This is a genomic window from Desemzia sp. FAM 23990 (genome assembly GCF_045528485.1).
Lineage (GTDB): Bacteria > Bacillota > Bacilli > Lactobacillales > Carnobacteriaceae > Desemzia.
In genome coordinates this window covers 1-24,471 of record NZ_JBGQQW010000017.1, presented here as the reverse complement: position 1 = coordinate 24,471, position 24,471 = coordinate 1, and the positions used below count along the sequence as shown (strand labels likewise).

Annotated in this window: 21 protein-coding genes; 19 read left to right on the top strand and 2 right to left on the bottom strand. The window is 38.6% G+C overall.

What is annotated here, in order from left to right; translation table 11 throughout:
- The first annotated feature begins 22 nt into the window (after positions 1-22).
- The 5 genes from ACEN4I_RS07960 to ACEN4I_RS07940 are packed head-to-tail and all read left to right on the top strand — an operon-like array spanning position 23 to position 4,014.
- The gene (locus ACEN4I_RS07960) at positions 23-901 is read left to right on the top strand and encodes a branched-chain amino acid ABC transporter permease (protein ID WP_407096490.1); all 879 of its coding nucleotides are present in this window, start codon (positions 23-25) and stop codon (positions 899-901) included.
- Between the two features lie 9 nt (positions 902-910).
- Positions 911-1,882 (top strand): branched-chain amino acid ABC transporter permease, encoded by a 972-nt coding sequence (locus tag ACEN4I_RS07955; RefSeq protein ID WP_407096489.1) that lies wholly within the window; start codon positions 911-913, stop codon positions 1,880-1,882.
- Positions 1,882-2,655: an ABC transporter ATP-binding protein gene (locus ACEN4I_RS07950; RefSeq protein WP_407102695.1), complete on the top strand. Its 774-nt coding sequence runs from the start codon at positions 1,882-1,884 to the stop codon at positions 2,653-2,655. The genes ACEN4I_RS07955 and ACEN4I_RS07950 overlap by 1 nt, the downstream gene beginning before the upstream one ends.
- Positions 2,656-3,360, top strand: a complete 705-nt coding sequence (locus tag ACEN4I_RS07945) for an ABC transporter ATP-binding protein (RefSeq protein ID WP_407096487.1) — start codon at positions 2,656-2,658, stop codon at positions 3,358-3,360.
- A gap of 3 nt (positions 3,361-3,363) precedes the next feature.
- Entirely contained in the window at positions 3,364-4,014 is a 651-nt protein-coding gene (locus tag ACEN4I_RS07940) for a CBS domain-containing protein (RefSeq protein WP_407096486.1), read from the top strand.
- A 78-nt stretch (positions 4,015-4,092) separates the two neighbouring features.
- On the opposite strand, the gene ACEN4I_RS07935 is transcribed toward ACEN4I_RS07940, so the two are convergent.
- Entirely contained in the window at positions 4,093-5,061 is a 969-nt protein-coding gene (locus tag ACEN4I_RS07935; RefSeq protein WP_407102694.1) for a Gfo/Idh/MocA family protein, read from the bottom strand.
- A 98-nt stretch (positions 5,062-5,159) separates the two neighbouring features.
- Positions 5,160-5,825, bottom strand: a complete 666-nt coding sequence (locus ACEN4I_RS07930) for a hypothetical protein (RefSeq protein WP_407096484.1) — start codon at positions 5,823-5,825, stop codon at positions 5,160-5,162.
- Between the two features lie 172 nt (positions 5,826-5,997).
- On the opposite strand from ACEN4I_RS07930, the gene ACEN4I_RS07925 reads away from it, so the two are divergent.
- The 14 genes from ACEN4I_RS07925 (at position 5,998) to ACEN4I_RS07860 (ending at position 24,065) form a co-directional block, all read left to right on the top strand.
- Positions 5,998-6,534, top strand: a complete 537-nt coding sequence (locus tag ACEN4I_RS07925; protein ID WP_407102693.1) for a hypothetical protein — start codon at positions 5,998-6,000, stop codon at positions 6,532-6,534.
- Between the two features lie 114 nt (positions 6,535-6,648).
- On the top strand, positions 6,649-7,461 hold the full coding sequence (locus ACEN4I_RS07920) for a D-alanyl-D-alanine carboxypeptidase family protein (RefSeq protein ID WP_407127704.1): 813 nt from the start codon (positions 6,649-6,651) through the stop codon (positions 7,459-7,461).
- Between the two features lie 39 nt (positions 7,462-7,500).
- Complete coding sequence (locus ACEN4I_RS07915) at positions 7,501-8,130, top strand: glycoside hydrolase family 73 protein (RefSeq protein ID WP_407096481.1); 630 nt, start codon at positions 7,501-7,503, stop codon at positions 8,128-8,130.
- 226 nt (positions 8,131-8,356) lie between these two features.
- Complete coding sequence (locus ACEN4I_RS07910) at positions 8,357-10,402, top strand: penicillin-binding transpeptidase domain-containing protein (RefSeq protein WP_407102691.1); 2,046 nt, start codon at positions 8,357-8,359, stop codon at positions 10,400-10,402.
- A 135-nt stretch (positions 10,403-10,537) separates the two neighbouring features.
- Positions 10,538-11,890: a hemolysin family protein gene (locus ACEN4I_RS07905; RefSeq protein ID WP_407102690.1), complete on the top strand. Its 1,353-nt coding sequence runs from the start codon at positions 10,538-10,540 to the stop codon at positions 11,888-11,890.
- A gap of 310 nt (positions 11,891-12,200) precedes the next feature.
- Positions 12,201-12,773 carry a xanthine phosphoribosyltransferase gene (locus tag ACEN4I_RS07900; RefSeq protein WP_407096478.1) on the top strand — a complete coding sequence of 191 codons (573 nt, stop codon included), beginning with the start codon at positions 12,201-12,203 and terminating at the stop codon, positions 12,771-12,773.
- A 122-nt stretch (positions 12,774-12,895) separates the two neighbouring features.
- Positions 12,896-13,453, top strand: a complete 558-nt coding sequence (locus ACEN4I_RS07895) for a DUF2179 domain-containing protein (protein WP_407096477.1) — start codon at positions 12,896-12,898, stop codon at positions 13,451-13,453.
- A 23-nt stretch (positions 13,454-13,476) separates the two neighbouring features.
- Positions 13,477-14,598, top strand: a complete 1,122-nt coding sequence (locus tag ACEN4I_RS07890) for a 5-(carboxyamino)imidazole ribonucleotide synthase (protein WP_407102689.1) — start codon at positions 13,477-13,479, stop codon at positions 14,596-14,598.
- Positions 14,599-14,776: 178 nt separating this feature from the next.
- Entirely contained in the window at positions 14,777-16,075 is a 1,299-nt protein-coding gene (gene purB / locus ACEN4I_RS07885; protein ID WP_407096475.1) for an adenylosuccinate lyase, read from the top strand.
- Positions 16,076-16,213: 138 nt separating this feature from the next.
- On the top strand, positions 16,214-17,104 hold the full coding sequence (locus tag ACEN4I_RS07880; protein WP_407102688.1) for a DMT family transporter: 891 nt from the start codon (positions 16,214-16,216) through the stop codon (positions 17,102-17,104).
- A gap of 550 nt (positions 17,105-17,654) precedes the next feature.
- Entirely contained in the window at positions 17,655-18,305 is a 651-nt protein-coding gene (locus tag ACEN4I_RS07875; protein WP_407102686.1) for a GntR family transcriptional regulator, read from the top strand.
- Positions 18,306-18,549: 244 nt separating this feature from the next.
- Positions 18,550-20,787 (top strand): DNA helicase PcrA, encoded by a 2,238-nt coding sequence (gene pcrA / locus ACEN4I_RS07870; protein ID WP_407102685.1) that lies wholly within the window; start codon positions 18,550-18,552, stop codon positions 20,785-20,787.
- 34 nt (positions 20,788-20,821) lie between these two features.
- Complete coding sequence (ligA, locus tag ACEN4I_RS07865; RefSeq protein WP_407102684.1) at positions 20,822-22,873, top strand: NAD-dependent DNA ligase LigA; 2,052 nt, start codon at positions 20,822-20,824, stop codon at positions 22,871-22,873.
- Positions 22,874-22,877: 4 nt separating this feature from the next.
- Entirely contained in the window at positions 22,878-24,065 is a 1,188-nt protein-coding gene (locus tag ACEN4I_RS07860) for a CamS family sex pheromone protein (protein WP_407102683.1), read from the top strand.
- Positions 24,066-24,471 lie beyond the last annotated feature (406 nt).

Here is a 24,471-nt window from a genome sequence, read left to right as displayed (position 1 = left end):
TAGATTTAAAGAGAGGTGCCGAATGGATACATTTATTCAACAAATGATAAATGGCTTATCACTGGGAAGCATTTATGCGTTGATTGCGTTAGGTTACACGATGGTTTATGGAATTATTAAATTGATTAATTTTGCTCACGGCGATATATACATGGTAGGAGCGTTTGTTGGCTACACGATGATCAATTCATTTGGGATGGGATTTTTCCCAGCTCTTGTAACGGCGATGGCGTTAAGTGCGTTGTTAGGAGTATTGATTGAACGAATCGCCTATAAACCGCTTCGGAACGCTACCCGAATAGCAGTGCTGATCACAGCTATCGGAGTTTCTTATTTATTGCAAAATGGGATGCTGTATTTTTATGGTGCAGAAGTTCGAGCCTTTCCTCAAGTACTTGACAATACATTGTACAGCTTTGGAGGAATTCAGGTCAGTCAGATCCAATTGATGATTTTTGGAACGACGTTTATTTTGATGATTTTATTGCAGTTTATCGTTCAAAAAACAAAAATGGGAAAAGCGATGCGAGCAGTAAGTACAGATGCTTCAGCCGCTCAATTAATGGGAATCAATGTAGACAATACGATTTCATTTACCTTTTTCCTTGGCTCATCTTTAGCAGGAGCGGCAGGAGTGTTGGTTGGTTTGTACTACAATACTATTGATCCCATGATGGGTGTAGCTCCTGGTTTGAAAGCTTTCGTAGCAGCTGTTCTTGGAGGAATTGGAATTATCCCGGGAGCGATGATCGGCGGATTGACTATCGGAATCATTGAAACCATGGTCAGTGCATATGGGAATTCAATGATCCGAGATGCAGTGGTCTATGGAATTTTGATTCTGATTTTGATTATACGTCCTTCAGGTATCTTAGGGAAACATGTTAAAGAGAAAGTGTAGGTGGCAAAAATGAAATTAGTGAATAAAACAAATATCGGTTGGCTGATTTTAGCTGTTGCTGCCTTTTTGCTGCTGCAATTAGCTGTTTCAACTGGAATCATCAGTGCTTACTATGAAATTACGTTGGTCACTATTTTGATCAATGTGATATTAGCCGTTGGATTAAACTTGATCATCGGTTTTTCAGGACAGTTCTCGTTAGGTCATGCCGGGTTTATGGCGATTGGAGCCTACACTGCTGGAATCATCTCTAAATATTTCCCTCATTATGGAGGATTATTTCTAGGTATTATAGCAGGGATCATATTAACCAGTGTGGTTGCTTTGATCGTTGGGATTCCAACATTGCGATTAAAAGGAGATTATTTAGCGATTGCTACCTTGGGAGTAGCTGAAATCATTCGGATTGCGATCGTAAACATGCAAGGGATCACAAATGGGGCGGCTGGATTAAGTGGGATACCTTATTTAGCTAAATGGCCTTTGATATATGTATTTGCCGTATTAACGATTTTGATTGTTGTCAATTATACGCGAAGCAGTCCTGGACGAGCTACGATCTCGATTCGTGAAGATGAGATTGCTGCTGAATCGATGGGGATCAACACAACAAAATACAAGACGATCGCTTTTGTTTTAGGAGCTGCAACTGCTGCTATCGGTGGAGCATTACATGCATCTTATTTCAGTGTTATCCGACCGGGAGATTTTACATTCAATAAATCCATTGATATTTTAATCATTGTGGTTTTTGGCGGTATTGGAAGTGTGACTGGATCAGTTATTGCAGCAATTATTCTAGGTATTTTAAATGTATTTTTACAACCATTCGGTTCACTGCGTATGATTATCTACGCACTAGCTTTGATCATTATCATGATTTTCAAACCCTCTGGATTACTAGGAAATCAAGAATTTACAGTATCAGGAATACTCCGCCTCTTTGGCCGTAAATCCACTACACAAGAGGAGGGCAAATAATGAGTTTATTAGAAGTGAAAAAATTAACCAAAAATTTTGGCGGGCTTTCTGCCGTATCGAATGTCAATTTGGAACTGAACAGCAATGAATTAGTTGGCTTGATCGGTCCTAATGGCGCTGGGAAAACGACCCTTTTTAATTTGTTAACGGGTGTTTATGAGCCTTCAGAGGGGACGATCGATATTGAAACAGATGGTCAAAAGAAATCCGTCATTGGGAAAAAAACGTTTACCATCACAGATATGGGTTTTGGAAGAACTTTCCAAAACATTCGCCTGTTTAAAGATTTAACGGTACTGGATAATGTATTGATCGCGATGCACTCAAAAAGTAAAGTGGGAACGATAAAAAGTATATTGCGTTTCCCAAGCTATTATGCTTCAGAAAAAAAGATGAAACAAGAAGCGATTGAATTGTTAAAAATCTTTAGTTTGGAAAATAAAGTAACTGAATTCGCTAAAAACCTGCCTTATGGGGAACAAAGAAGGCTGGAAATTGTGCGAGCACTGGCTACCCGACCTAAAGTATTGTTTTTAGACGAACCGGCTGCAGGGATGAATCCTCAAGAAACGGCAGATCTTACAGCTTTGATTCGTCAGATTCAAAAAGATTTCGAGATTACAATTTTACTGATTGAACACGATATGTCTTTGGTCATGAATGTTTGCGAACGTATTTATGTATTGGAATACGGTCGTATGATTGCCCATGGGACACCGGAAGAGATCAAAGCAAATGACCAAGTGATTAAAGCTTATTTAGGTGGTGAGTAAATGCTGGAAGTAAAAGATTTAACAGTCCATTATGGAGTTATCGAAGCTATTCGAAATGTAACGTTTAGTGTGAATGAAGGCGAGATCGTATCTTTGATTGGGGCAAACGGGGCAGGGAAATCAACGATTCTAAAAGCTATTTCTGGATTGCACCAACCTAGTCATGGAGAAATTCTCTACGAAGGAACAGCTATTACGAAAGAAACACCTAAAAAAATCGTAGAAAAAGGCATCTCTCAAGTACCAGAGGGGCGACACATTTTTAGCGGGATGACCGTTATGGAAAATTTGGAAATGGGAGCTTTTCTCAGAAAAGATAGAGCAGAAGTACAAAATGATTTAGACAATGTCTTCAGTCGTTTCCCTATATTGAAAGAACGGATGAAGCAAGATGCAGCTACTTTGTCTGGAGGAGAACAACAAATGGTGGCAATGGGACGAGCTTTAATGAGCCGACCAAGGTTATTGCTCCTAGATGAACCTTCTATGGGATTGGCACCCATATTGATCAAAGAAATTTTTCATATCATTGAAGAGATCAACCAAACGGGTACGACTGTACTCTTGATCGAACAAAATGCTAAAATGGCTTTAAAGATAGCAAATAGAGGTTACGTATTAGAGACCGGCAATGTGGTTCAAACAGGGACAGGAAAAGAATTGCTAGAAAGTGATGTTATTCAAAAAGCTTACTTGGGAGGTTAAAAGATGTTAGTGAAAGATTACATGACAACCGAAGTTATTACTGCTGCAGAAGATACTAAAGTATTAGAAGCGTTGGATTTAATGAAGGAGAATGATTTTCACCGGTTGCCGATCGTCAAAAATGGCCGTATGATAGGATTGATCACTGAAGAGATCATTAGTGATAATTCCCCCTCAACAGCCACTTCTTTAAGTATCCATGAGTTGAATTACCTACTGACGAAAACGACTGTTGGAGATATCATGTGCAGTAAAGTACCGACTATTGGTCCAGAAGATTTACTGGAAGAAGCTGCCAGCAGAATGAGGGATTTAAAAGTCGGCGTATTGCCGGTAGTCCAAAATGAAAATCAACTTGTTGGAATCATCACAGACAAAGATATTTTTAGAGCATTTATTGATCTTTTAGGATACAACAATAAAGGCAGTCGTGTAGTGATCGATATACCAGAGGACCATCCCGGTATCTTAGAAGACATCACGAATATTTTAGCGGAAGCTAATGTAAGCATCAATCAAATTGCAGTATATCGAAAAGATTCATTCACTCAAGTCGTTATCCAAATGGATAGCGAGAACACGAATGACATCCAAGAAATACTAACGACTAGTGGATATACAGTCAGTTCAGCTGTCTACAAAGAAGGCAATTGAGCCGCAGCGAAAAAGACTTTCCTTATGACTCACTAAGAGTCGAATAAGGAAAGTCTTTTTCGCTGTAAAGAGTTTTTTCTATTCAAAGTCGTATGTTAAGCCCCATTGTTCACGTAAATTATCCATAATTTCCATTACACCATGCGTCAGGGGCATATTTACATTAGGCGTTTTATGCAAAACATTTTGAGTCATTAAGTCTATCTCATAATTTAGGGCTTCAGCTGAATCCCCAGCATCGATTTCTTCTGAAGTACCATCCGGATAAGTGATTGTAGCTTTACTTGCCCGAGGGTAGTCTTGAACCGTGATATAGCCGTTTTCAAAAGCGACTATACCTACTTTAGGCATCTTAGCACGAAAAGTTAAACTCACAACGGCGATTTCATTGTCTTTATTCTTTAAGATGATCGCAGATTGTTCATCTACACCTGTTTCATATGGATTCATGGTAGTCAGGATCTCTGTTGGTTGACTGGATAAAAAGAAACGAGTGAACGCTAAAGCATAAACGCCAATATCCAGTAAAGCACCGCCGGCAATATCTTTGTTGAAGAAACGATTTGTTGGATCAGCTTCTTTTAAACTCCCGAAAGAGGCTTGAATCATTTTTAATTTGCCCAGTTTTCCAGTAGCGATGATGTCTTTTAATTTGTGGAAAAGAGGCATGTGGTAGATGGTCATGGCTTCAGTTAAAACCAACTCTTTTTCTTTTGCTAAAGCAAGTGCCTCGTCTAATTCTTTATTGCTCATGGTGATAGCTTTTTCGCACAAGACATGTTTTCCGGCTTTTAGACTTTTTAAAATATACTGAGCGTGGTGGCTGTGCGGCGTAGCGATATAAATTACATCAATATCTGGATCAAACAGCATCTCCTCGTAATTGCCGTAAGCTTTTGGAATAGAATGTTTTTCAGCAAACGCATTAGCTTTATCTAAATTTCGAGAAGCAGCAGCTAATAATGTTGCATTTTCTACATTAAAAGCAGCAGCAAAACTGGATGCTATATCTCCTAATCCGATGATTCCCCAATTAATTGTTGTCATATTTTTTAGAAACTCCCTTCAATGATAAAATCGTTCCGCTTCCATTATTGCTTATTCGACAAAAGAAGTACAGTCTAAATATGCTGCGAAAAAATCCTTTAGGGCGTCGCACGTCTATCTTGAAACTGTTTAGTGAAAAATAAAGCTAGAATCAAGATGAGTTCAAATGCGTTAGTCAAAGCCGCACTGGGTACTGAAAGAGGAAAGGCATTCCCAAGGAACATGATTCCTATTCCTATGAAGAACCATATCCATCCTTGTTTACGCCAGACAAAGATAGAAGAGATAATCAAAACAATAGAAACAATCAGCACCATTACTGGAACGCCGCTTGCAGCCTCAGCATTACTGTAACTTAAACCACCGTATTGCCAATTAGATATGAGCGCTAGTCCTCGCACTTCAACTATTAATTCGTACAGCATCAAACACAATGTAATCAAATAAAACGCCATGCCAATGGATTTTTTAAACGCCCACTGTACGCCGGACCTTTTTAATGTACTCAAAGAAAAGAGGACAAGCAGTGGCGTGAAAAAGGCGTGCATGTAGAATCGAGGGTAACTTAGATTCTCCAGTAAGTTTCCTTCACCAATAAAACTTCCCAAAGCCAGTATCAAATTGTCATAGACTAACCCTACGATAACCAGAATCAGTAAATTTGATAAGCTTTTCCATCCGTATTGGACCGCTAATTTGATTGTCCAAATCAGCAGTACCGAATAAGCAGCAAAGTAACCAAAAAATAAAATAGTATCGATCATAGACATCATTCCCCTTTTTGAATTGTCTTACTAATTTAACCATATAGAGTTGCCGTTTTCAGGTCAACTAGTTGACTTATCAGTAAGTAAAACTTTAGAAAGTAACGTAATAGGTGTATTATGTAAATATAAATGAAACAGCAAACATTATTCATCAGGAGGAATGATTTTTATGCATGAAGCACTAGTAGAAATCGTTTTAGGAGCAGTGAAAGAACAATATGTAACTGAAAAAGCTTTTTATTCTTCTCAATTAGGAATCTCTCCTCAAAGTTGGGATCGCTGGAAAAAAGGGAACCAAGGATTAAAAGCAGAAAATATGAGTAAAATCGCTCAATTATTTACAGATTATGAATGGATGCTGGTCCAAAAAGTTTGTCGCAATGCCATCCTTATTTCTGAAGTAGCTGAAAGCCCTGTCGCTGAATACATGACTATGAAATATTATGTGGCAAAAAAGTGGATAAAAAGCGGGTTAGCAACAATTGAAATCCGTGACAATCAAGGTGAGACAAAAGAACCTGTCCATCGCAAAATAAATCAGACGATCGTTCGAATTGAAATCGGTTACGATTTCTGGAGTTACAAAGATCGTATTGAACTGCATTTGCCTGGAATCGTTCAACAGCAAATAAAGACAGAAAAACAAGATCTTTTGGAGTGGTTTAATCAAAATGTCGCTCCTCCAGTTATCAATCAAACAGAGTAATGGATGGTTTTCAATTAAAAAAATAGGGCCCAAGTAGGTTGAAAAGAAGAAATTTTACTATAAAATAGAGTGAGTACAAACAATGATCATAAAATGAACGGAGTCCTATAAGCAATGAAATTGAAAATATTGATGACAACAGTTGCAGCATTATTGTTGGCGGGTTGTCAATCTGAATTCACTACTTCACAGAATGAATCATCCAGCTCGGCGAATAGTGAAGTGAGCAGCACAATAGAAGAATCACAAGCAAGATCGGAATCAACTTTGTCGCCTGAAGAAGAGAAAGAAAAAGCGATGATGGCAGAATTACCAGATGTTTCCACAAAAGACTGGAATCTTATTTTAGTGAACAATTGGAATCCGATCGATGAAACGCTGGAAATTCCATTGGAGGAAGCGGCGGATCAAAAAGAAATCGATGCGCGCATCATGGAGCCTTATGAGAATTGGATGAACGCGGCTTCTGAAGCTGGATACAATATCTTTTTAGCCTCTTCTTACCGTTCTGTAGACCGACAAAGAGCAAACTACAACAATAGTATCCAACAGTATATCAATGAAGGCTATTCAGAAGAAGAAGCTACTAAAATGACAGAAGATTACATTGCTGTTCCAGGAGGTAGTGAACATCACACTGGATTAGCTTTAGATATGATAGACAGCGAATGGTTAAATGCTGGAAAAGGATTAGTTCCAGAATATGATACGCAGGAAACTCAACATTGGTTAGCGGATACCGCTGCAGATTATGGCTTTATCTTGCGTTTTCCAAAAGACAAAGAAGAAGCTACGGGAATAGAGTATGAGTCTTGGCATTTCCGTTATGTGGGGGTAGAAAATGCTCAATTTATCCAAAAATATGATTTAGCTTTAGAAGAGTATATTGAGCTGCTTGAAAAAGCTGGGAAAACAGAAGTGAGGTAATTATTTGAGGGTACAAGTAATCAGGAAGGAGAAACTGCGTTGGTGCAACAAAAAAAGAAACAAACTGCATACCGAAAAAAGAAGAGCAGACAAAGACGTTTTTTCCCTAGTCGCATTTTAATTGCGCTGTTTCTATTATTTTTTGTTTTTTTCGGCGCGTTAGCTGTTTTAGGCAAGTCCGTCATTGAGCCGCTGAATTCGAGCCGAGAAAAAGAAGAATTTATTGTTCAAATATCCGGTCATGCTAAAACGCTGCAAAAAGAATATAAACTGCTGCCTAGTATCAGTATAGGACAAGCTATTCTAGAATCGGACTGGGGCACCAGTGAATTAGCAACCGAAAGTAAAAATCTTTATGGGATAAAAGGCAGTGATCCAGATAATACAGAAATGATGCAGACGAAAGAATTTGTTGATGGTGAATGGATCGAAATAAAAGCGCCGTTTAGAAAATATGAAAGCTGGCAGCAATCGATGGATGATCATGCCTTATTGTTCGTAAATGGAACAGATTGGAATGCGGAACAATATACGACCGTCCTGGCAGCTGATAATTATAAAGAAGCAGCACAAGCCTTGCAGGATAATGGATACGCAACCGATCCGACGTATGCCCAAAAACTTATCGATCTGATCGAACAATACCAACTCCATCAATACGATGATTGACAGGAAGCTAAAAGGTCTCGACAGCAATGATGCAAAAAGGGAGAATGATTAACGGCGCTTTACGCCAATGGTCATGTATCTTTTTTTGCCAATTGACTTGGCCTTTCAGTTAAATTGATCTAGGTTGCGGAAGTCATTATACTGTCTTGTTTGAAGATCTAAAAGAACCAACTTAATTTAAAGATGTGAAGAAATGAGGAAATAGACTAAAGGAGATTAGAGATCTATGTCAGCAAACAAACCAAAAAAGAAGTTGAAATTAAGTTTGGCATTATGGGGAATTATTGTAGTCGTTATAGCAGCTGTGATCGGCGGGATCAGTTGGATGGCATGGTCTTACTTCAATGGCAAAGGCTCAGACACAGCAGCTGCAGAAGAGAAATCACAAGAATTTATCGGGTACTTAGAAGCACAGGATTTTGCTGCTTTAGCCAATAGTACAACGGAATCTACTTTAGTAGATGCGGGCTATACCCGAGAACAACTGACTGAATTATACCAATCGACATTTAATGAAATGCAGATCAGTAACGTTGAGGCAACAAATGTTGTCTTTGATGAAAATGAGACGGATGACACTTATGATTTTTCTTATCAATTAAATTTGACGTCTCCAATAGGAGCTATAGAAGAACTGGTCTACTCAGCTTCTTTGACAAAGAATGAAGAAGGAGATTTTACAGTCGATTGGAATCCAAACTTGATTGTACCAGGTATGGAACCAGGAGATACGGTCGATGCGCAATTTTCAAAAGGCGAACGTGGGAATATTTTGGACAAGGATGGAGATCCTTTAGCTATAGCGGGCACATGGTTACAAGCTGGATTGCATCCATCGCTTTTAGGTGAAGGGGAAGCAAGGACAGAAAATCTAACTCAAATCAGTGAAACTTTTGAAGTTCCATTGGAGCACTTGGAAGAACTTTTAGGACAAAGTTGGGTCACTGGGGATTCATTTGTGCCGTTTAAAGTAATGGCTACGGAAGATTCTGTTCAGGCTACAGGCGTTGTCTATCAAGAATTATCTATGCGCACGTATCCTTTGAATGAAGCAGCAGCTCATTTGATTGGTTATGTAGGAGAAGTATCGGCTGAAGATGTGGAAAATAATCCTGCTTTAGCAGCTGGGGATATGATTGGAAAATCAGGACTAGAAGCCGCATTTGATGCACAGTTGAGAGGTAAGATAGGCGGAAAAATCGTTTTGAACGATGTCCAAGGAGAAACAAAGACTGTTTTAAAAGAAGCTGAAATTACCAATGGAGAAGATGTTCAATTAACGATCGATGCTGATGTTCAACAAAAAGCCTATGAGGAACTTGAAGGAGTCAATGGATCTGTAGTAGTGATGAATCCTGAAGACGGAAGTTTATTGGCTCTTGCCAGTACACCATCTTATGACGCTGGTTTAATGACTCGCGGAATCACAAATGAAGCTTATCAAGCTTATCTGGATGATGAAAATTCTCCTTTCTTAGCGCGATACGCAGCTCGATTTGCTCCCGGTTCAACATTTAAGATGATCACAGCAGGGATAGGGCTAGATTCGGGGATCACAACTCCAGAAGAAGTCCATGAGATAGAAGGAGATACTTGGCAAGCCAATGCATCTTGGGGAAATTACGCTGTTCACCGTGTGACTGTAGTACCTGAAGTTACTTTGAAAGATGCGCTAGTTTACTCAGACAATATTTTCTTTGCTCAAGAAGCTTTGGAGATGGGACAAGAAACTGTTGAAAACGGAATGGCGAAATTCATTTTTGGCGAAAGTTTAAATCTGCCATTTTCAATGGAACCTGCTCAATTGTCTAATTCAGGTACACTAGATACAGAACTTTTATTGGCGGATACAGCCTATGGACAAGGAGAATTGTTGATGAGTCCGGTTCAGCAAGTGGTATCGTACAGCCCATTTGTCAACGGTGGAAATTTGATTTATCCAAAGCTAACCAGTGACCAGGAAACAAACGAAACGAAGCAAGTTGTAACGGCTGAATCTGCTGAATTGATTCGTTCTTATTTATTGGAAGTAGTGGATAATCAAAATGGGACAGCACATCAGTTAGCTGATCTTCCATATACTGTTGGTGCCAAAACAGGAACGGCTGAATTCCAGGGTCTGGAAGAGAACGAGGACAATGGATTTATTATGGCTTTTGATGCAGATGAAAACTCTTATGTCATGATTGGTTTAGTTGAAGGAAGAACGAGTGGAGAAGTGATTACCATTTTGAAACCTCTGTTGCAGGAAATGCCTACACTACTGCAATAAATTATAATCGGACGAATGTTTGATTAAAAAATGATGAGAATCAAATGTTGAAATAATTTATAAAAAATGGTACATTAATGATGTTTTAAGTGATATAAAAATTTGTATCTATATATTTAAAGGAGAAGATGTTAAATGACCCCAGACTCGGGAAGTGATTCGTCACTGAGTGTCCAGATAATTTTAATTGTAGTATTAACCGCAATCAATGCGTTGTTCGCAGCAGCAGAAATGGCCTTTGTTTCTTTAGACAAAGGGAAAATAAACGAAAAAGCTATCGATGGAGATAAGAAAGCGAAGAATGTGCTGAAATTGTTAGCCAATTCAGACAACTTTTTATCTACCATACAAGTAGCCATTACGTTAGCAGGTTTCTTAAACAGTGCCTCTGCGGCTACCTCTTTAGCTAATCGTTTTACACCGTTATTAGGAAATATTCCTGGTGCTCAAACCATTGCCGTTGTGATTGTGACAATTATTATTTCGTATATCACGCTTGTATTTGGAGAACTGTTCCCAAAGACCGTTGCGTTACAGCGTTCAGAAAGTGTTGCTCTTGGTACTGCTGGTATTATATTAGGGGTACAAAAGTTTATGATGCCTTTTGTAAAACTTTTATCTTTATCAACAAACCTGCTGAAGAAAATTACACCAATCGAATTTTCTGAAGAAGAAGAGAAGATGACGCGTGACGAATTCCGTTCTTATTTGGATCAAAGTCAAAAAGACGAAGCGATTGATATAGCTGAATTTTCAATGTTGAAAGGTGTGTTATCTCTAGATACCAAAATGGCTAAAGAAGTCATGGTTCCTAGAACAGACACTTTTATGATTGATTATGATGATGGGAACGAGGAAAACATCCCTAAACTTTTAGATATACCTTATTCACGTATTCCTGTTTATTTTGAAGATAAAGACAATATTATCGGGATCATTCATGTCAAAAACTTGTTAAGAGAAAGCCGAAACCGTAATATTGATGAAATTGATTTAAAAGATGTATTAAATGAACCTTTATTTGTTCCAGAAACCATCTATATCGATGATTTGATTTATGAACTAAGAAGAACACGAAATCAAATGGCTATATTGAACGATGAATATGGTGGAGTAGTTGGTATCGTTACATTAGAAGATGTTGTAGAAGAAATTGTGGGAGATATTGACGATGAGTATGACGAGGTCTATGCCTTGATCGAAAAAATCAATGATAACCGCTACTTAGTAGATGGATCTACTCAATTGTCAAAATTCAATGAGTTTTTTGACACCAATATCGAGTCTTCTGATGTGGATACTATTGCCGGTTTCTTTATTATTGAATATGGAAACATACCACGAGATGGAGATGACGCATTTGTAGAGTATGGGAACTTCTTACTTAAAGCAAATGAAATAGAATCTTCACGTATCAGTAATATAATCGTTGAAATTATAGATGAAAAAAAAGAAATTGATGAGCCTTCGCAAGACGAAGAAGAATAAACGCATAAAGGGTTAAACCAGCCACTGGTTTAACCTTTTATTCTATTACTATTTGTATACAAATTTAGACTTTGAAGCGATTTTGGTATCTGGTATCCAATTCTTGCTTCACGGACTTGTCTTAAACGTGTTGCGCAAGATAGACTCTCTATGATTTCAATTGGAAAAAGAGAACTCTACGAGAGTCTAAACGCCTTGCTCCACGCTCTAAAAAGGATTCTGCACTATTTGACGTTGGTAAGTAAAAAATCATTTCTTTTAACGTTAGAAGATGAAGAGCTCTAAAAAATTGTAGGGGGAAAATAGAAAAATGAAATTACTTGAGGAAAAAATAGTTCAAGATGGTCGTGTATTAAGTGAAGGGGTTTTGAAAGTAGATAGTTTTATCAACCATCAAATCGATCCTCAACTAATGAAAGCCATTGGCGAAGAGTTTGGCAATTACTTTAAACACAAAGGCATCACAAAAATCATTACAATTGAAGCTTCTGGAATTGCTCCAGCTGTTTTTGCGGGTATCTCTTTAAATGTCCCAGTAATCGTAGCGAAAAAGAATGTAGGAATCACAATGACTGATGAATTGGCGATAGCTGACGTCTATTCATTTACAAAGCAAACAAATTACAGCATTTCGATTTCAAAAACATTTTTAAGTGAGCAAGATACTGTTTTGATCATCGATGATTTTTTAGCCAATGGACAAGCTGCATTGGGTTTAATGGAAATTTGTCAACAATTGGACGTATCAGTTGCAGGTATCGGAATCGTTATTGAAAAATCCTTTCAAACCGGCCGTGCGTTACTGGAAGAAAAAGGAATGGAAATTTATTCCTTAGCCAGAATCCAATCGCTGACAAATGGTGAAGTCAGGTTTGCTGATTAATCGTGTGACAGAATACTTTGCGTTTGATTTATGAAGCGATATAGCCTAATGTTATCATTATAGGAAACTGTATGAGTTAACTTGCAGTAGGAGATTTTCAGAAGAGGAGAGTACACTATTAAATGGAAATAGATTTAGGATTATTACTGGTGATTTTTGTGATCAATGTCAGTTATGTAACGTTGATGACAATTCGAATGATGCTGACGATGAAAGGTTATCGATTAGCTGCACCTTTGCTGTCTATGCTGGAAGTGACTATCTACATCGTTGGTTTAGGACTCGTATTGGATCGTTTAGACAATTTCGTGAACATATTTGTATATGCTTTAGGATATGGTGTCGGTATTCTTGCAGGAATGAAAATCGAAGAATACTTAGCATTGGGTTACATCATGGTAACAGCTATTATTCCTTCGATTGAGAACGATATACCTAGTAAGTTGCGCGAACTCGGATATGGAGTAACAACCAGTTTTGCATTGGGCAAAGAAGGCGACCGGATGGTGTTAGAAATTCTTACACTTCGGAAGACGGAACGGAAATTGTATCAGCAAATTGAAGAATTGGCTCCTAAAGCATTTGTTATTTCTTATGAACCGAAATACATCAGCGGTGGATTTTGGACAAAACGCGTGAAGAAAAGAAGAAAAGAAATCAAAATGGAACAAAAAGAGTAAGATTAAGAAGGTAGGGATGAATCGTGGCAAATGTGATAACTCCTGATAAAACAATAGGAATCATTGGTGGAGGAGTTTTAGGGAGAATGCTGGCGTTAGCTGCAAAAAAAATGGGCTATCGAGTAGGCATTCTTGATCCGATGCCTGAATGTTCAGCAGCACAAGCAGCTGATTGGCAATTGGTCGGAGATATCAATGATCCTAATCTTCTAACCGAGATGGCGTTTAAGTGTGACGTGGTAACGATGGAGGCTGAGCATGTATTTCCTGAATCAGCACGAAGAGTTTCTAGAACAGTAGCTTTTCCTCAAGGAACAGAGTTATTGGATATTGCTCAAGATAGAATATTGGAAAAAGCTTATTTAGAAGCAGCCAATTTTAATATTGCACCGTATGCGACGATTGTATCAGCTGAAGATATAGAATCAGCGAGCAGAGAACTAGGATTTCCTTGTGCGTTAAAGACCCTGCATCGAGATAAAAGCAAGAAACAAAAAGTGATTTTGTATAGCGAAGAAGATTTTGAGCGCAGTAAATCATTGCTTGTTCATGGAACGTGCATTTTAGAAGCGTTAATTCCATTTGAAAGACAATTGTCGGTGTCTGTGGTCAAAAACGCTAAAGGAGAAATGCGTATTTTTCCCGTTTCTGAGAACTTGTACCGTAACGACTTACTGTATGAAACTATTTTTCCTGCTCATATCACTGAAGAAGTAGATGAAGAAGTGAAACGGATTGGACAGTTGATCGCTGAAAGAAGCAATTTAGTCGGTACACTTACTGTTGAACTGCTATTAACGTCAAGTGGGGCTCTCTATGTGGATGATATTACTCCAACTATTCATGACAGTGGCTTGAGTACATTAGATGCTTGCTCTACTTCTCTTTTTGACAGTCATATCCGTGCGATTTGCGGATGGCCTTTGCCAGAGATAAAGTTGCTTTCTCGAGCAATCACTGTAAAAACATTGAATGAGAATCAAACAGAGGTAGAAAATCAGCTTCAACTTAAACCCAATTGGCACTTTTATTATTATGGTGTCAAAGAATCTACTGAGCATCAAGCTATTGGACACATCACTGTTTTAACGGAGGATATTGAGTCTGCGCTTAATTTGCTAAGGGATACGGGAATTCTGCTTTAAAAGGATTAATGGATAGACCAATGCAGGTAATCTGCACTGGTCTTTTTTTTTATAAAAAAGTTAGATAATTCATGACAGATGATGTCCATACTGCTAAACTAATACTGTCAGAAAAAATGGATTGAAAATTCATTTGATAGATGAATGAGGCAAAACTCAGAATTGAGGAGATTACAAAATGATTGAACGTTATACGAGACCTGAAATGGGAGCTATTTGGACTGATGAGAATCGTTACAAAGCTTGGCTGGAAGTTGAGATTTTGGCAGATGAAGCATGGGCGGAATTAGGAGAAATTCCAAAAGAGGATGCAGAACAAATACGAAAAAATGCCTCTTTTGATGTGGAACGTATTCTTGAGATTGAACTGGAGACACGTCATGATGTGGTGGCATTTACACGAGCTGTTTCTGAAACTTTAGGTGAAGAACGCAAATGGGTTCATTACGGATTGACAAGCACTGATGTGGTGGATACGGCGTATGGGTATTTACTCAAACAAGCAAATGATATTTTACGCCAAGATTTGCAAAACTTTTTAGTTATTGTTGGAGAAAAAGCCAAAGAACATAAGTACACTGTTATGATGGGAAGAACGCACGGTGTACATGCGGAGCCTACTACATTTGGTTTGAAACTAGGAACTTGGTATTCTGAAATGAAACGTCATATTGAGCGTTTTGAACATGCTGCTAAAGGTGTTGAAGCTGGAAAAATCAGTGGTGCAGTGGGAACATTTGCGAATACGCCGTTGGAAGTAGAAGAATATGTCTGCACACATCTAGGCATTCGCGCTCAAGAAATTTCTACGCAGGTCTTGCCTCGTGATTTGCACGCAGAATACGTCGCTTCTATTTCTTTGATCGCAACCAGTATTGAACGATTTGCAACGGAAATTCGCGGATTGCAAAAGTCAGAAACACGTGAAGTGGAAGAATTTTTTGCAAAAGGACAAAAAGGGTCCTCTGCAATGCCTCATAAACGAAACCCTATTGGCTCTGAAAATGTGACTGGATTAGCGCGTGTAATTAGAGGTCATATGATCACAGCTTATGAAAATGTCAGCTTATGGCATGAAAGAGATATTTCACATTCTTCAGCAGAGCGTATCATTATCCCAGATTCTACGATTCTATTGAATTATATGTTGAATCGTTTTGGAAATATTGTGAAAAAACTCACCGTTCTTCCGGAAAATATGTTGCGGAATATGGAGGCTACATTTGGCCTGATTTACAGCCAACGCGTATTGTTGAAGTTGATTGATAAAGGGATGAGCCGTGAAGCAGCCTATGATCTAGTGCAGCCGAAAACCGCTATTGCATGGGATGAACAAACTCAGTTCAGACCTTTGTTGGAGCAAGATGAGCGTATCACAGAAGTTTTGTCTAAAGAAGAACTGGATGATGCTTTTGACTATCATTACCATTTAAAAAATGTCGACAAGGTATTTGAACGTTTAGGACTGGGTGATTAAGCTCGTGAGGGGCATACTTTCATGATGAAATAAGAAACAATGAGAACAACAAGTGAATTCTTTTAAAAACAGGAGCCAATAATTGAGTTGGGCTTCTGTTTGTCTGCGCAAACATAAAAAAAAGAAGCTGGTGCGGCCGTGAAAAAAGCAAAATACAATGTAATGACTGCAATGTTCATTTTTGGCTCTATGGGGTTATTTGTTAAACGGATTCAACTGTCTTCTAGTGAGATCGCTCTTTCTAGAGGACTGCTTGGTTGCTTGTTTATAGGAATAGTATTGGTTGTAAAACGGGAGAAAATTTCTTGGCGGCTCGTTAAAAAAAATAGCCTGGCATTGCTTTTTTCGGGTGGTGCAATTGGAGTAAACTGGCTGTTATTGTTTGAGTCGTATCGTTACACAACTATTTCCAATGCAACATTGAGTTATTACTTTGCTCCTGTTTTTGTGGTGTTGGTTTCTGCAGTATTGTTGAAAGAAAAATTAACGGTGAAAAAGGTGAGCTGCATTGGAATAGCTATGTCGGGGATGTTTATGATCGTCAATAGTGGAGGTATATCCAGTGTGGGGAACTCTGATCCTCTTAAAGGAATTGCTTTTGGTTTAGCTGCAGCAGTGTTTTATGCCGGTATGATGATCAGCAATAAGTTTTTGAAAGGATTTTCAGGATTGCAGAGTACATTCTTTCAATTATTGATTGCTACCGGAATATTGATCCCTTACGTCTTTTTTACGGAAGGGTTTGATCTGTTGAGTATGCCTATTGCATCGTTGCCTTATTTAGTTATCTTAGGGATCGTTCATACCGGCATCACGTATGTCATGTTTTTTTCTTCTATTCCTTATTTAAAAGGGCAGACAACTGCTATGCTAAGTTACATCGATCCTGTATCGGCTATTCTGTTTTCAACTATTTTCTTAAATGAACACCTGAGTTTGGTCCAGTTTATTGGCGGAGTATTTGTATTAGGAGCTGCATTTATCAGTGATTGGCAAGGGATACCTAAATCAAAACCTACTATGGGATAGAGTGGATCAGCAAGAGACAAAAAGGGAACTGTTTGTGGGCACAAACAGTTCCTAAAGGGGTAAGTCCTATCCAAAAAAACTAGATAGAACAATTAGTAATAGTCAACACTAGTTAAAAGTTACCATAGGATTATAAAAAAGAGGTTAGGGAAAGGTTTTCTTTTTGTAAATTTTGTGAAGTTATGCTTTTAACTGATGAGCTGAGGATCCTAGGTAGTGATTTATGATGAAGTTATTAACGTCAGTTAGGGAGATTTTCTATATTAGTGACTAATGGTTTAAACATAGCAGCAAAAAATTGTTGAAATGCGTTCAAAATTTCTCCATGTAGAGAATAGTAGTGATTACCTAGCAGAGTGTTCAACGGATTAAAAAGAGAAATGCGCCTACAGGGTTGTTTTGTAGTTAATTGCGTAAAGAATGGTATTGAATATTGTAGTGAAAGTACTTATAATCAACTAAGATAGAAAATACACAAAATTGTTTTTGTATTTAGGATGGATAAAACAAAATGACAGGTGTAAGAAAATAAAGTAGGTGAAGAAGCGAAATGGTGAAGTCAAAGAACTTGGAAACACAAGCGTATTTGTACATTAAGGAAAAAATCGAGACAAGGCAATGGCTGCCTAAAACTCACATTACAGAGCAAGATTTGTCTCAAGAATTGGGTATCAGCCGTACGCCTATAAGAAGAGCTTTTTTACGGCTTCAAGCAGAAGACGTATTAGAGATTATCCCTCATAAAGGCGCTTCTATTCAAGAACCGTCCATTGATGATAAAGGCTTTCAAGACAGAATTGGATTTATTGAGATGATCCTAAACAATTATTTGCATCAAATTCAAATCAGAGAGATTGTGTTCGATGTTTCAGAACTGGAAAATTGTGTGGAGTCATTAGCTCGTTTAACAGGAAAGCAACAAGAAACAGAATTCTATGTTGCCGAAATAAAATATTGGCAAGAATTTGTTCGTTACGCAAAGAATACATATAACGTGACTTTATTTATGGATACGCTGCGCTCTTTAACACATCAAAAAAACGCAGAAATTCAAGTTGTTTTATCTGAATCAAGAGAATTGAAAGTAAAATATTTAACCCAACTGACAAAATATTTATCCGAATCTCAATATGCATATGCACGGAAAGAAATCCGTATTTTGTTGAATCAACTCTCTCTAACAATCATTCAAGGGATTTAACAACAGTATTTAAAAAGAAAGAACTTTTCAGAAATGAAGAGTTCTTATTGATTTCTTATGCGAAAGTATAAAGAGTGATGTGCTTTTTTTATGATAAATTTGAAGTTTTTCGTATCGTACTCAAAGAAGAATCAAACTATGGTAAAATGGACATGGAAAATGTTAAAAGACAGCATAAAAAGCAACCGTTACAAGTTTCAGACAAGCGGATAATGTACTCAAGGAATCAGAGAGGATGTAAGAATTGGTATTACGAGAAAAATTAGTGAACGGTATGAATCCCCGACAAAAAGAAGCGGTGATCCACACAGATGGACCGCTTTTGATCATGGCAGGTGCAGGAAGTGGCAAGACGCGTGTCTTGACTCATCGTATTGCTTATTTGATCCAAGAAAAAAATGTGAATCCATGGAATATTTTAGCGATCACATTTACCAATAAAGCGGCTAAAGAAATGAAAGAACGGGTAAGCCGATTGATTCAAGACGGTGGAAATGATGTTTGGGTTTCGACATTTCACTCAATGTGTGTCAGAATCTTGCGTCGTGATATTGACCGTATTGGATATACTAGGGCGTTTACGATTAGTGACCCAGGTGAACAACAAACCTTAATGAAACGAATTTTAAAAGAGCGAGACATTGATCCGAAAAAATTCAATCCGAGAGCGATTCTGGCTGAGATCAGCAATGCAAAAAATGAATTGTTGACCGCAGAAAAGTACCGCGAAACAGCTGCTTCTTATTTTCAACGGATAGTAGCGGACTGCTATGATGATTACCAAAAAGAGCTCCGTCGGAATCAAGCAGTCGATTTTGATGATTTAATCATGTTGACAACACGTTTATTCAAAGAGAGCCCTGAAACACTGCAACATTATCAAGCGAAATTTCAATACATTCACGTGGATGAGTATCAAGATACCAACCAAGCGCAATACACATTGGTACAAATGTTGGCAGCTCGTTTTAAGAACCTTTGTGTTGTGGGGGATGCTGACCAAAGTATTTATGGTTGGCGTGGAGCAAATATGGAAAATATCTTGGACTTTGAAAATGATTATCCAGAAGCAAAAGTAGTCTTATTGGAACAAAACTACCGCTCTACGAAATACATTTTACAAGCAGCCAATGATGTCATTGGAAACAACGCGAAACGAAAAGAAAAGAAACTATGGACTGACAATCACGATGGAGAAAAAATATCTTATTATCGTGCTCAAAGTGAAGGCGATGAGTCTCGCTATGTCGTTTCGAAAATGCAAGAAGAAATGAAAGAAAATCAAATAAACTACGGCGACTTTGCTGTACTATACCGTACCAATGCTCAATCTCGTAAAATAGAGGAAAGTTTGCTGCAATCCAATATTCCTTACAAAATGGTTGGCGGCCATAAATTCTATGATCGAAAAGAAATCAAAGATGTATTGGCATACTTGCGTTTGATCGCAAATCCCTCTGATAATATGAGCTTCGAACGGATCGTCAATGTTCCAAAACGAGGAGTTGGTCCAGGAACAGTAGAGAAATTAAGAGCTTTTGCTGATCTATATGACTGGTCTTTATTGGAAGCTGCGCAAAATATCGCCTTAACCAATATTACTGGAAAAGCGGCTAAGTCACTTGAAGGCTTTGGCGTATTGCTGCAAGACTTAAGCAAGATGCAAGAGTACTTGCAAATAACTGAACTAGTAGAAGAGCTGTTGAAACGCAGCGGGTACCAAGAAGCTTTAGAAAATGAAAAAAGCTTGGAGTCAGAGTCGCGTTTAGAAAATATCCAAGAGTTTTTGTCTGTAACGCAACAATTTGAAAAAGATAACGCTGGTGGAGAAACGGATCTGTTAACTTTCTTAACAGACTTGTCCTTGGTCTCTGATCTAGATAATTTGGAAGCAGAAAACGGTGAAGTCACCTTAATGACGCTTCATGCTGCCAAAGGATTGGAGTTTCCGGTTGTCTTTTTGATTGGGATGGAAGAAGGGATCTTCCCCTTGTCTCGTGCCATGATGGAAGAAGAACAATTAGAAGAAGAACGTCGGTTAGCTTATGTAGGAATCACTCGTGCGGAGAAAAAACTCTATCTGACAAATGCGTACTCGCGCGTCTTATATGGACGTACACAAGCCAATGCGGCTTCTCGTTTTATCAGTGAAATCAATGCAGAAATCATGGAGTCGGAAGACAAACAAGCCAGCTCTATTCCATTTAGAAATTCCGGTCCTTTCAGTAGTGTACAGAAACGAGCAGCCAGCACTCCTTATCAAACGCCAGCTCAAGCTCCAGTCACAAATAAAATCAGCAGCGGCGCAGATAAAGTAGGGTGGAATGTTGGTGACAAAGCCGCTCATAAAAAATGGGGTATCGGAACAGTCGTGAAATTGACAGGAAACGAAGATAATTTACAGTTGGATATTGCTTTTTCTGCTCCAACAGGTATCAAACGGTTATTAGCTGCTTTCGCACCCATTGAAAAAATACAATAAGAGTATTGACTGACATAGAAAGAAGGTGCTCCATTTGACAGACAAACCTGAAAAAAATCATCCACTAGATGAAGTGTCTTTTGAAGAAGCAACAGAGAGAGTTGAAGTATTAAGAGAGACTTTGGATCGGTACAGCCACGAATATTACGTGTTGGATAAGCCGACTGTAACGGATGCTGAATACGATTTATTGTATCGTGAATTAGTAACTTTGGAAGAAACTTATCCTGAACTGATCAGCGGAGACTCTCCCACTCAACGTGTCGGGGGCACTATTCTGCCTGGATTTGAAAAAGTAACTCATGATATTCCTATGCTTAGTCTGGGAAATGCTTTTGGAGAAGGAGATCTGTTGGATTTCGACAAAAGAATCCGTAAATTGACGGACAAAAAAGTTGAGTATATTTGTGAATTGAAAATAGATGGACTAGCTCTTTCTTTGAAATATGAAGATGGGAAACTGATTCAAGCAGCAACTCGTGGCGACGGAGTGGTTGGAGAAAATGTGACGCAAAACGTTCGGACGATCAAATCTGTCCCGCTGAAGTTAAAATATCCGTATTCAATAGAAGTTCGAGGTGAATGTTATATGCCGAAAACTTCTTTCGTGGAATTGAATCAGAAGCGGGAAGAAAATGGGGAAGATATCTTTGCAAACCCAAGAAATGCTGCTGCAGGAGGTCTGCGGAATTTAGATCCCAAACAAACAGCTAAACGAAACTTGAATACATTTATGTATACTGTGGCAGACTTTGGAGAAATGGAAGCTGCCAGTCAATCGGATGCACTAGATCAATTGGATAAAATCGGCATCCGTACCAATCACGAACGTCGAGTGTTTGAAACCATTGAGGAAGTTTGGGAGTATACGCAAGAATTCCAAGAACAGCGCAGTAGTTTACCTTACGACATAGACGGAATCGTGATCAAAGTGAATGAATTTAAAGCGCAAGAGGATATCGGTTTTACGATCAAAGCTCCTCGTTGGGCTATCGCATATAAATTTCCGGCTGAAGAAGCGAATACGGTGGTCAATGAAATCGAATGGACAGTTGGCAGAACGGGTGTCGTTACGCCTACAGCCATTATGAATCCTGTCCAGTTAGCCGGTACCACTGTTCAACGTGCCAGCTTGCACAATGTCGATTTGATTCGAGAACGCGATATTCGCTTGAATGATACCGTCGTGATTCATAAAGCAGGTGATATCATTCCAGAAGTGACGCGTGTAGTAGAAGACTTGCGGCCAGCAGACAGTGTCCCTTATGAATTTCCAACGCATTGTCCGGCATGCGAAAGTGAGTTGGTCCATTTGGATGAAGAGGTAGCTCTACGCTGCATCAATCCAAAATGTCCAGCACAAATCATTGAAGGATTAACACACTTTGTGTCACGTAATGCGATGAACATTGACGGTCTAGGCAACAAGGTCATTATTCAACTGTATGAAAAAGGCTTAGTCAAAGATGTAGCTGATCTCTACAGCTTGACCTATGACCAATTAGTCACATTGGATAAAATCAAAGATAAATCCGCAAATAATTTGTTGACTGCGATCAGTGCTAGTCGCAGCAATTCTTTAGAAAGACTAGTGTTCGGGCTGGGAATTCGAAATGTCGGAGCTAACGCAGCAAAATTATTGGCGGAAGAATTTGAAACGATTGAAGGATTGCAACAAGCAGACAAAGAAGCGATTATTGCTATCGAAGGTATCGGAGATATCATTGCAGAAAGTGTCGTGACGTTTTTTGAATTGCCGGAAGTAACGGATCTGATTGAAGAACTTCGGTCAAAAGGGGTCAATCTTACGTATCTTGGCAAGAAAAAAGAAACTGTAGCAGAAAGTGATTCGTATTTTAACGGGAAAACCATTGTCTTGACCGGGAAATTGACGCACTTCACCCGTGAGGAAGCTAAGGAGCGGATCGAGAATTTAGGCGGTAAAGTAACCGGAAGTGTCTCCAAAAAAACGGATTTCTTAGTTGTTGGAGAAGACGCTGGAAGCAAATTAACGAAAGCACAAAGCTTGGATGTCCCTGTATGGAATGAAGATCAATTGTTGGAAACATTAGAAGGAGAGGAATAACAGTTTGAAAAGCAAACTACTCATTTTACTTGCAGGAAGTGTATTATTGTTGACTGCCTGTGCAACTCCTGAAGAAGAAACAGGAGAAACAACGTCAGATGGGTCACAATCAGAGTTAGCAGCAGAAGATACGACCAGTACATCGCGTCAATTATCTGATGACTATTACCGTTCGTTGATAACGGATGGGCAATATCAGCCGGGTGTGAACAGAGGTGCTTCACTTGGAACAAATTCAAATTACAATTTAAAAGCTTTTGAAACAGGATTGTTGGAGATCTCGCAAGATTATTTTTCTACGAATGACCACTTGATTCAAGAAGGACAATACCTGGATGGCGAAACAGCCAACTCATGGCTTGGAAGATATACTCCAGTAGGCGAAGGATTTGACCAATACGGAAACGCTCGAACTGTTGAAGAAGGAAACGAAAATCTTGAAGGATTGAACCCGCAACATAATGGAAGCAAATTAGAAAATGAACGAACACCGATCTATTTAAAATCTATTTTGGAACAAAATTTTACGGTACAGACAGAAAACGGCTATTCTTTGTCCGGAATCAGTATCGGGCTGGCAATGAACACGGTTGATTATTACCAGAAGGAACAATACGGTGCCAGTTTTGAAACAGACATCAGTGAAGAAGAATTGATTCAACAAGGGAAAGAAATGGCCGATAAAATCGTGGAGCGTATGCGTCAAATGGAAGGATTAGAAGATATCCCGATCGTAGTAGGAATCTTCAAACAAACTCCGCAAGATAGTTTAGCAGGCGGTACGTATGTTGCAGAGGGGATCAGCGAAAATGGAAGTAATTCAGTAGGCGGATGGAATAAATTGTCGATGAAAAAATTGGTCTTTCCATTAGAAGGTGGAGAAAGTACTGAGCTGAATAGTTTCCAAAACTTCAAAGCTGAAGTGGAAAGTTTCTTTCCTAATTTAAGCGGAGTTACTGCTGAAGCTACTTATATCGACGATACATTGGTGAATATGAAAGTAGATTTGGTGACGCAATTCTATGGAGAAACGGAAGTCATTGCTTTTACACAACATGTGTACGATCAGGCCGTTAAATTTTTGCCGCCAAACATTCCTATTGAAGTATCCATTTCTTCCATAAATGGAATGGAAGCATTCTTAGCTCGAGAAACTGGAGAAACAGAATTTTATACTCATATATTTGACTAACAAGACATAAAACCAGCCACTCTTACTGTTATTTAAGTAAGGGTGGCTGGTTTTATGTCTCTTTGTCAAATAGCGTTGGTAAAGAAATTGGCTCTGGCCTATGGGGTTGCTGATGGAAATCCATGGGAACACCATGGTGCTGACCCTTAAAAGTAGAGTTTTTTATTATGGAGTTGATTAACTGTAAGCCCGTTATAATGGACGCTGCAGAAAAAAAGGAAGACACGACAAAGAGCCTGATTTACTTTCAATTTTGAAATCAGGCTTTTTGGTCTATATTTTTAAAGGTTGGCAGGATTGAACGATTTTCTCAGACCATGGGAGATAGTCTCTGATAAGATTTGGATTTTGGATCAAATCCAAACCAGGAAGTTCCGTAATCAGCTTTTCTAGATATTGCCTAAAA

What these genes read in the sequence shown, in the direction of transcription:
- ACEN4I_RS07910 (WP_407102691.1), top strand. Translation starts at nt 8,357, where the DNA reads ATGTCAGCAAACAAACCAAAAAAGAAGTTGAAATTAAGTTTGGCATTA.
- ACEN4I_RS07895 (WP_407096477.1), top strand. Translation starts at nt 12,896, where the DNA reads ATGGAAATAGATTTAGGATTATTACTGGTGATTTTTGTGATCAATGTC.
- ACEN4I_RS07920 (WP_407127704.1), top strand. Translation starts at nt 6,649, where the DNA reads ATGAAATTGAAAATATTGATGACAACAGTTGCAGCATTATTGTTGGCG.
- ACEN4I_RS07945 (WP_407096487.1), top strand. Translation starts at nt 2,656, where the DNA reads ATGCTGGAAGTAAAAGATTTAACAGTCCATTATGGAGTTATCGAAGCT.
- purB (WP_407096475.1), top strand. Translation starts at nt 14,777, where the DNA reads ATGATTGAACGTTATACGAGACCTGAAATGGGAGCTATTTGGACTGAT.
- ACEN4I_RS07940 (WP_407096486.1), top strand. Translation starts at nt 3,364, where the DNA reads ATGTTAGTGAAAGATTACATGACAACCGAAGTTATTACTGCTGCAGAA.
- ACEN4I_RS07950 (WP_407102695.1), top strand. Translation starts at nt 1,882, where the DNA reads ATGAGTTTATTAGAAGTGAAAAAATTAACCAAAAATTTTGGCGGGCTT.
- ACEN4I_RS07905 (WP_407102690.1), top strand. Translation starts at nt 10,538, where the DNA reads ATGACCCCAGACTCGGGAAGTGATTCGTCACTGAGTGTCCAGATAATT.
- ACEN4I_RS07925 (WP_407102693.1), top strand. Translation starts at nt 5,998, where the DNA reads ATGCATGAAGCACTAGTAGAAATCGTTTTAGGAGCAGTGAAAGAACAA.
- ACEN4I_RS07960 (WP_407096490.1), top strand. Translation starts at nt 23, where the DNA reads ATGGATACATTTATTCAACAAATGATAAATGGCTTATCACTGGGAAGC.
- ACEN4I_RS07875 (WP_407102686.1), top strand. Translation starts at nt 17,655, where the DNA reads ATGGTGAAGTCAAAGAACTTGGAAACACAAGCGTATTTGTACATTAAG.
- ACEN4I_RS07930 (WP_407096484.1), bottom strand. Translation starts at nt 5,825, where the DNA reads ATGATCGATACTATTTTATTTTTTGGTTACTTTGCTGCTTATTCGGTA.
- ACEN4I_RS07955 (WP_407096489.1), top strand. Translation starts at nt 911, where the DNA reads ATGAAATTAGTGAATAAAACAAATATCGGTTGGCTGATTTTAGCTGTT.
- ACEN4I_RS07900 (WP_407096478.1), top strand. Translation starts at nt 12,201, where the DNA reads ATGAAATTACTTGAGGAAAAAATAGTTCAAGATGGTCGTGTATTAAGT.
- ACEN4I_RS07935 (WP_407102694.1), bottom strand. Translation starts at nt 5,061, where the DNA reads ATGACAACAATTAATTGGGGAATCATCGGATTAGGAGATATAGCATCC.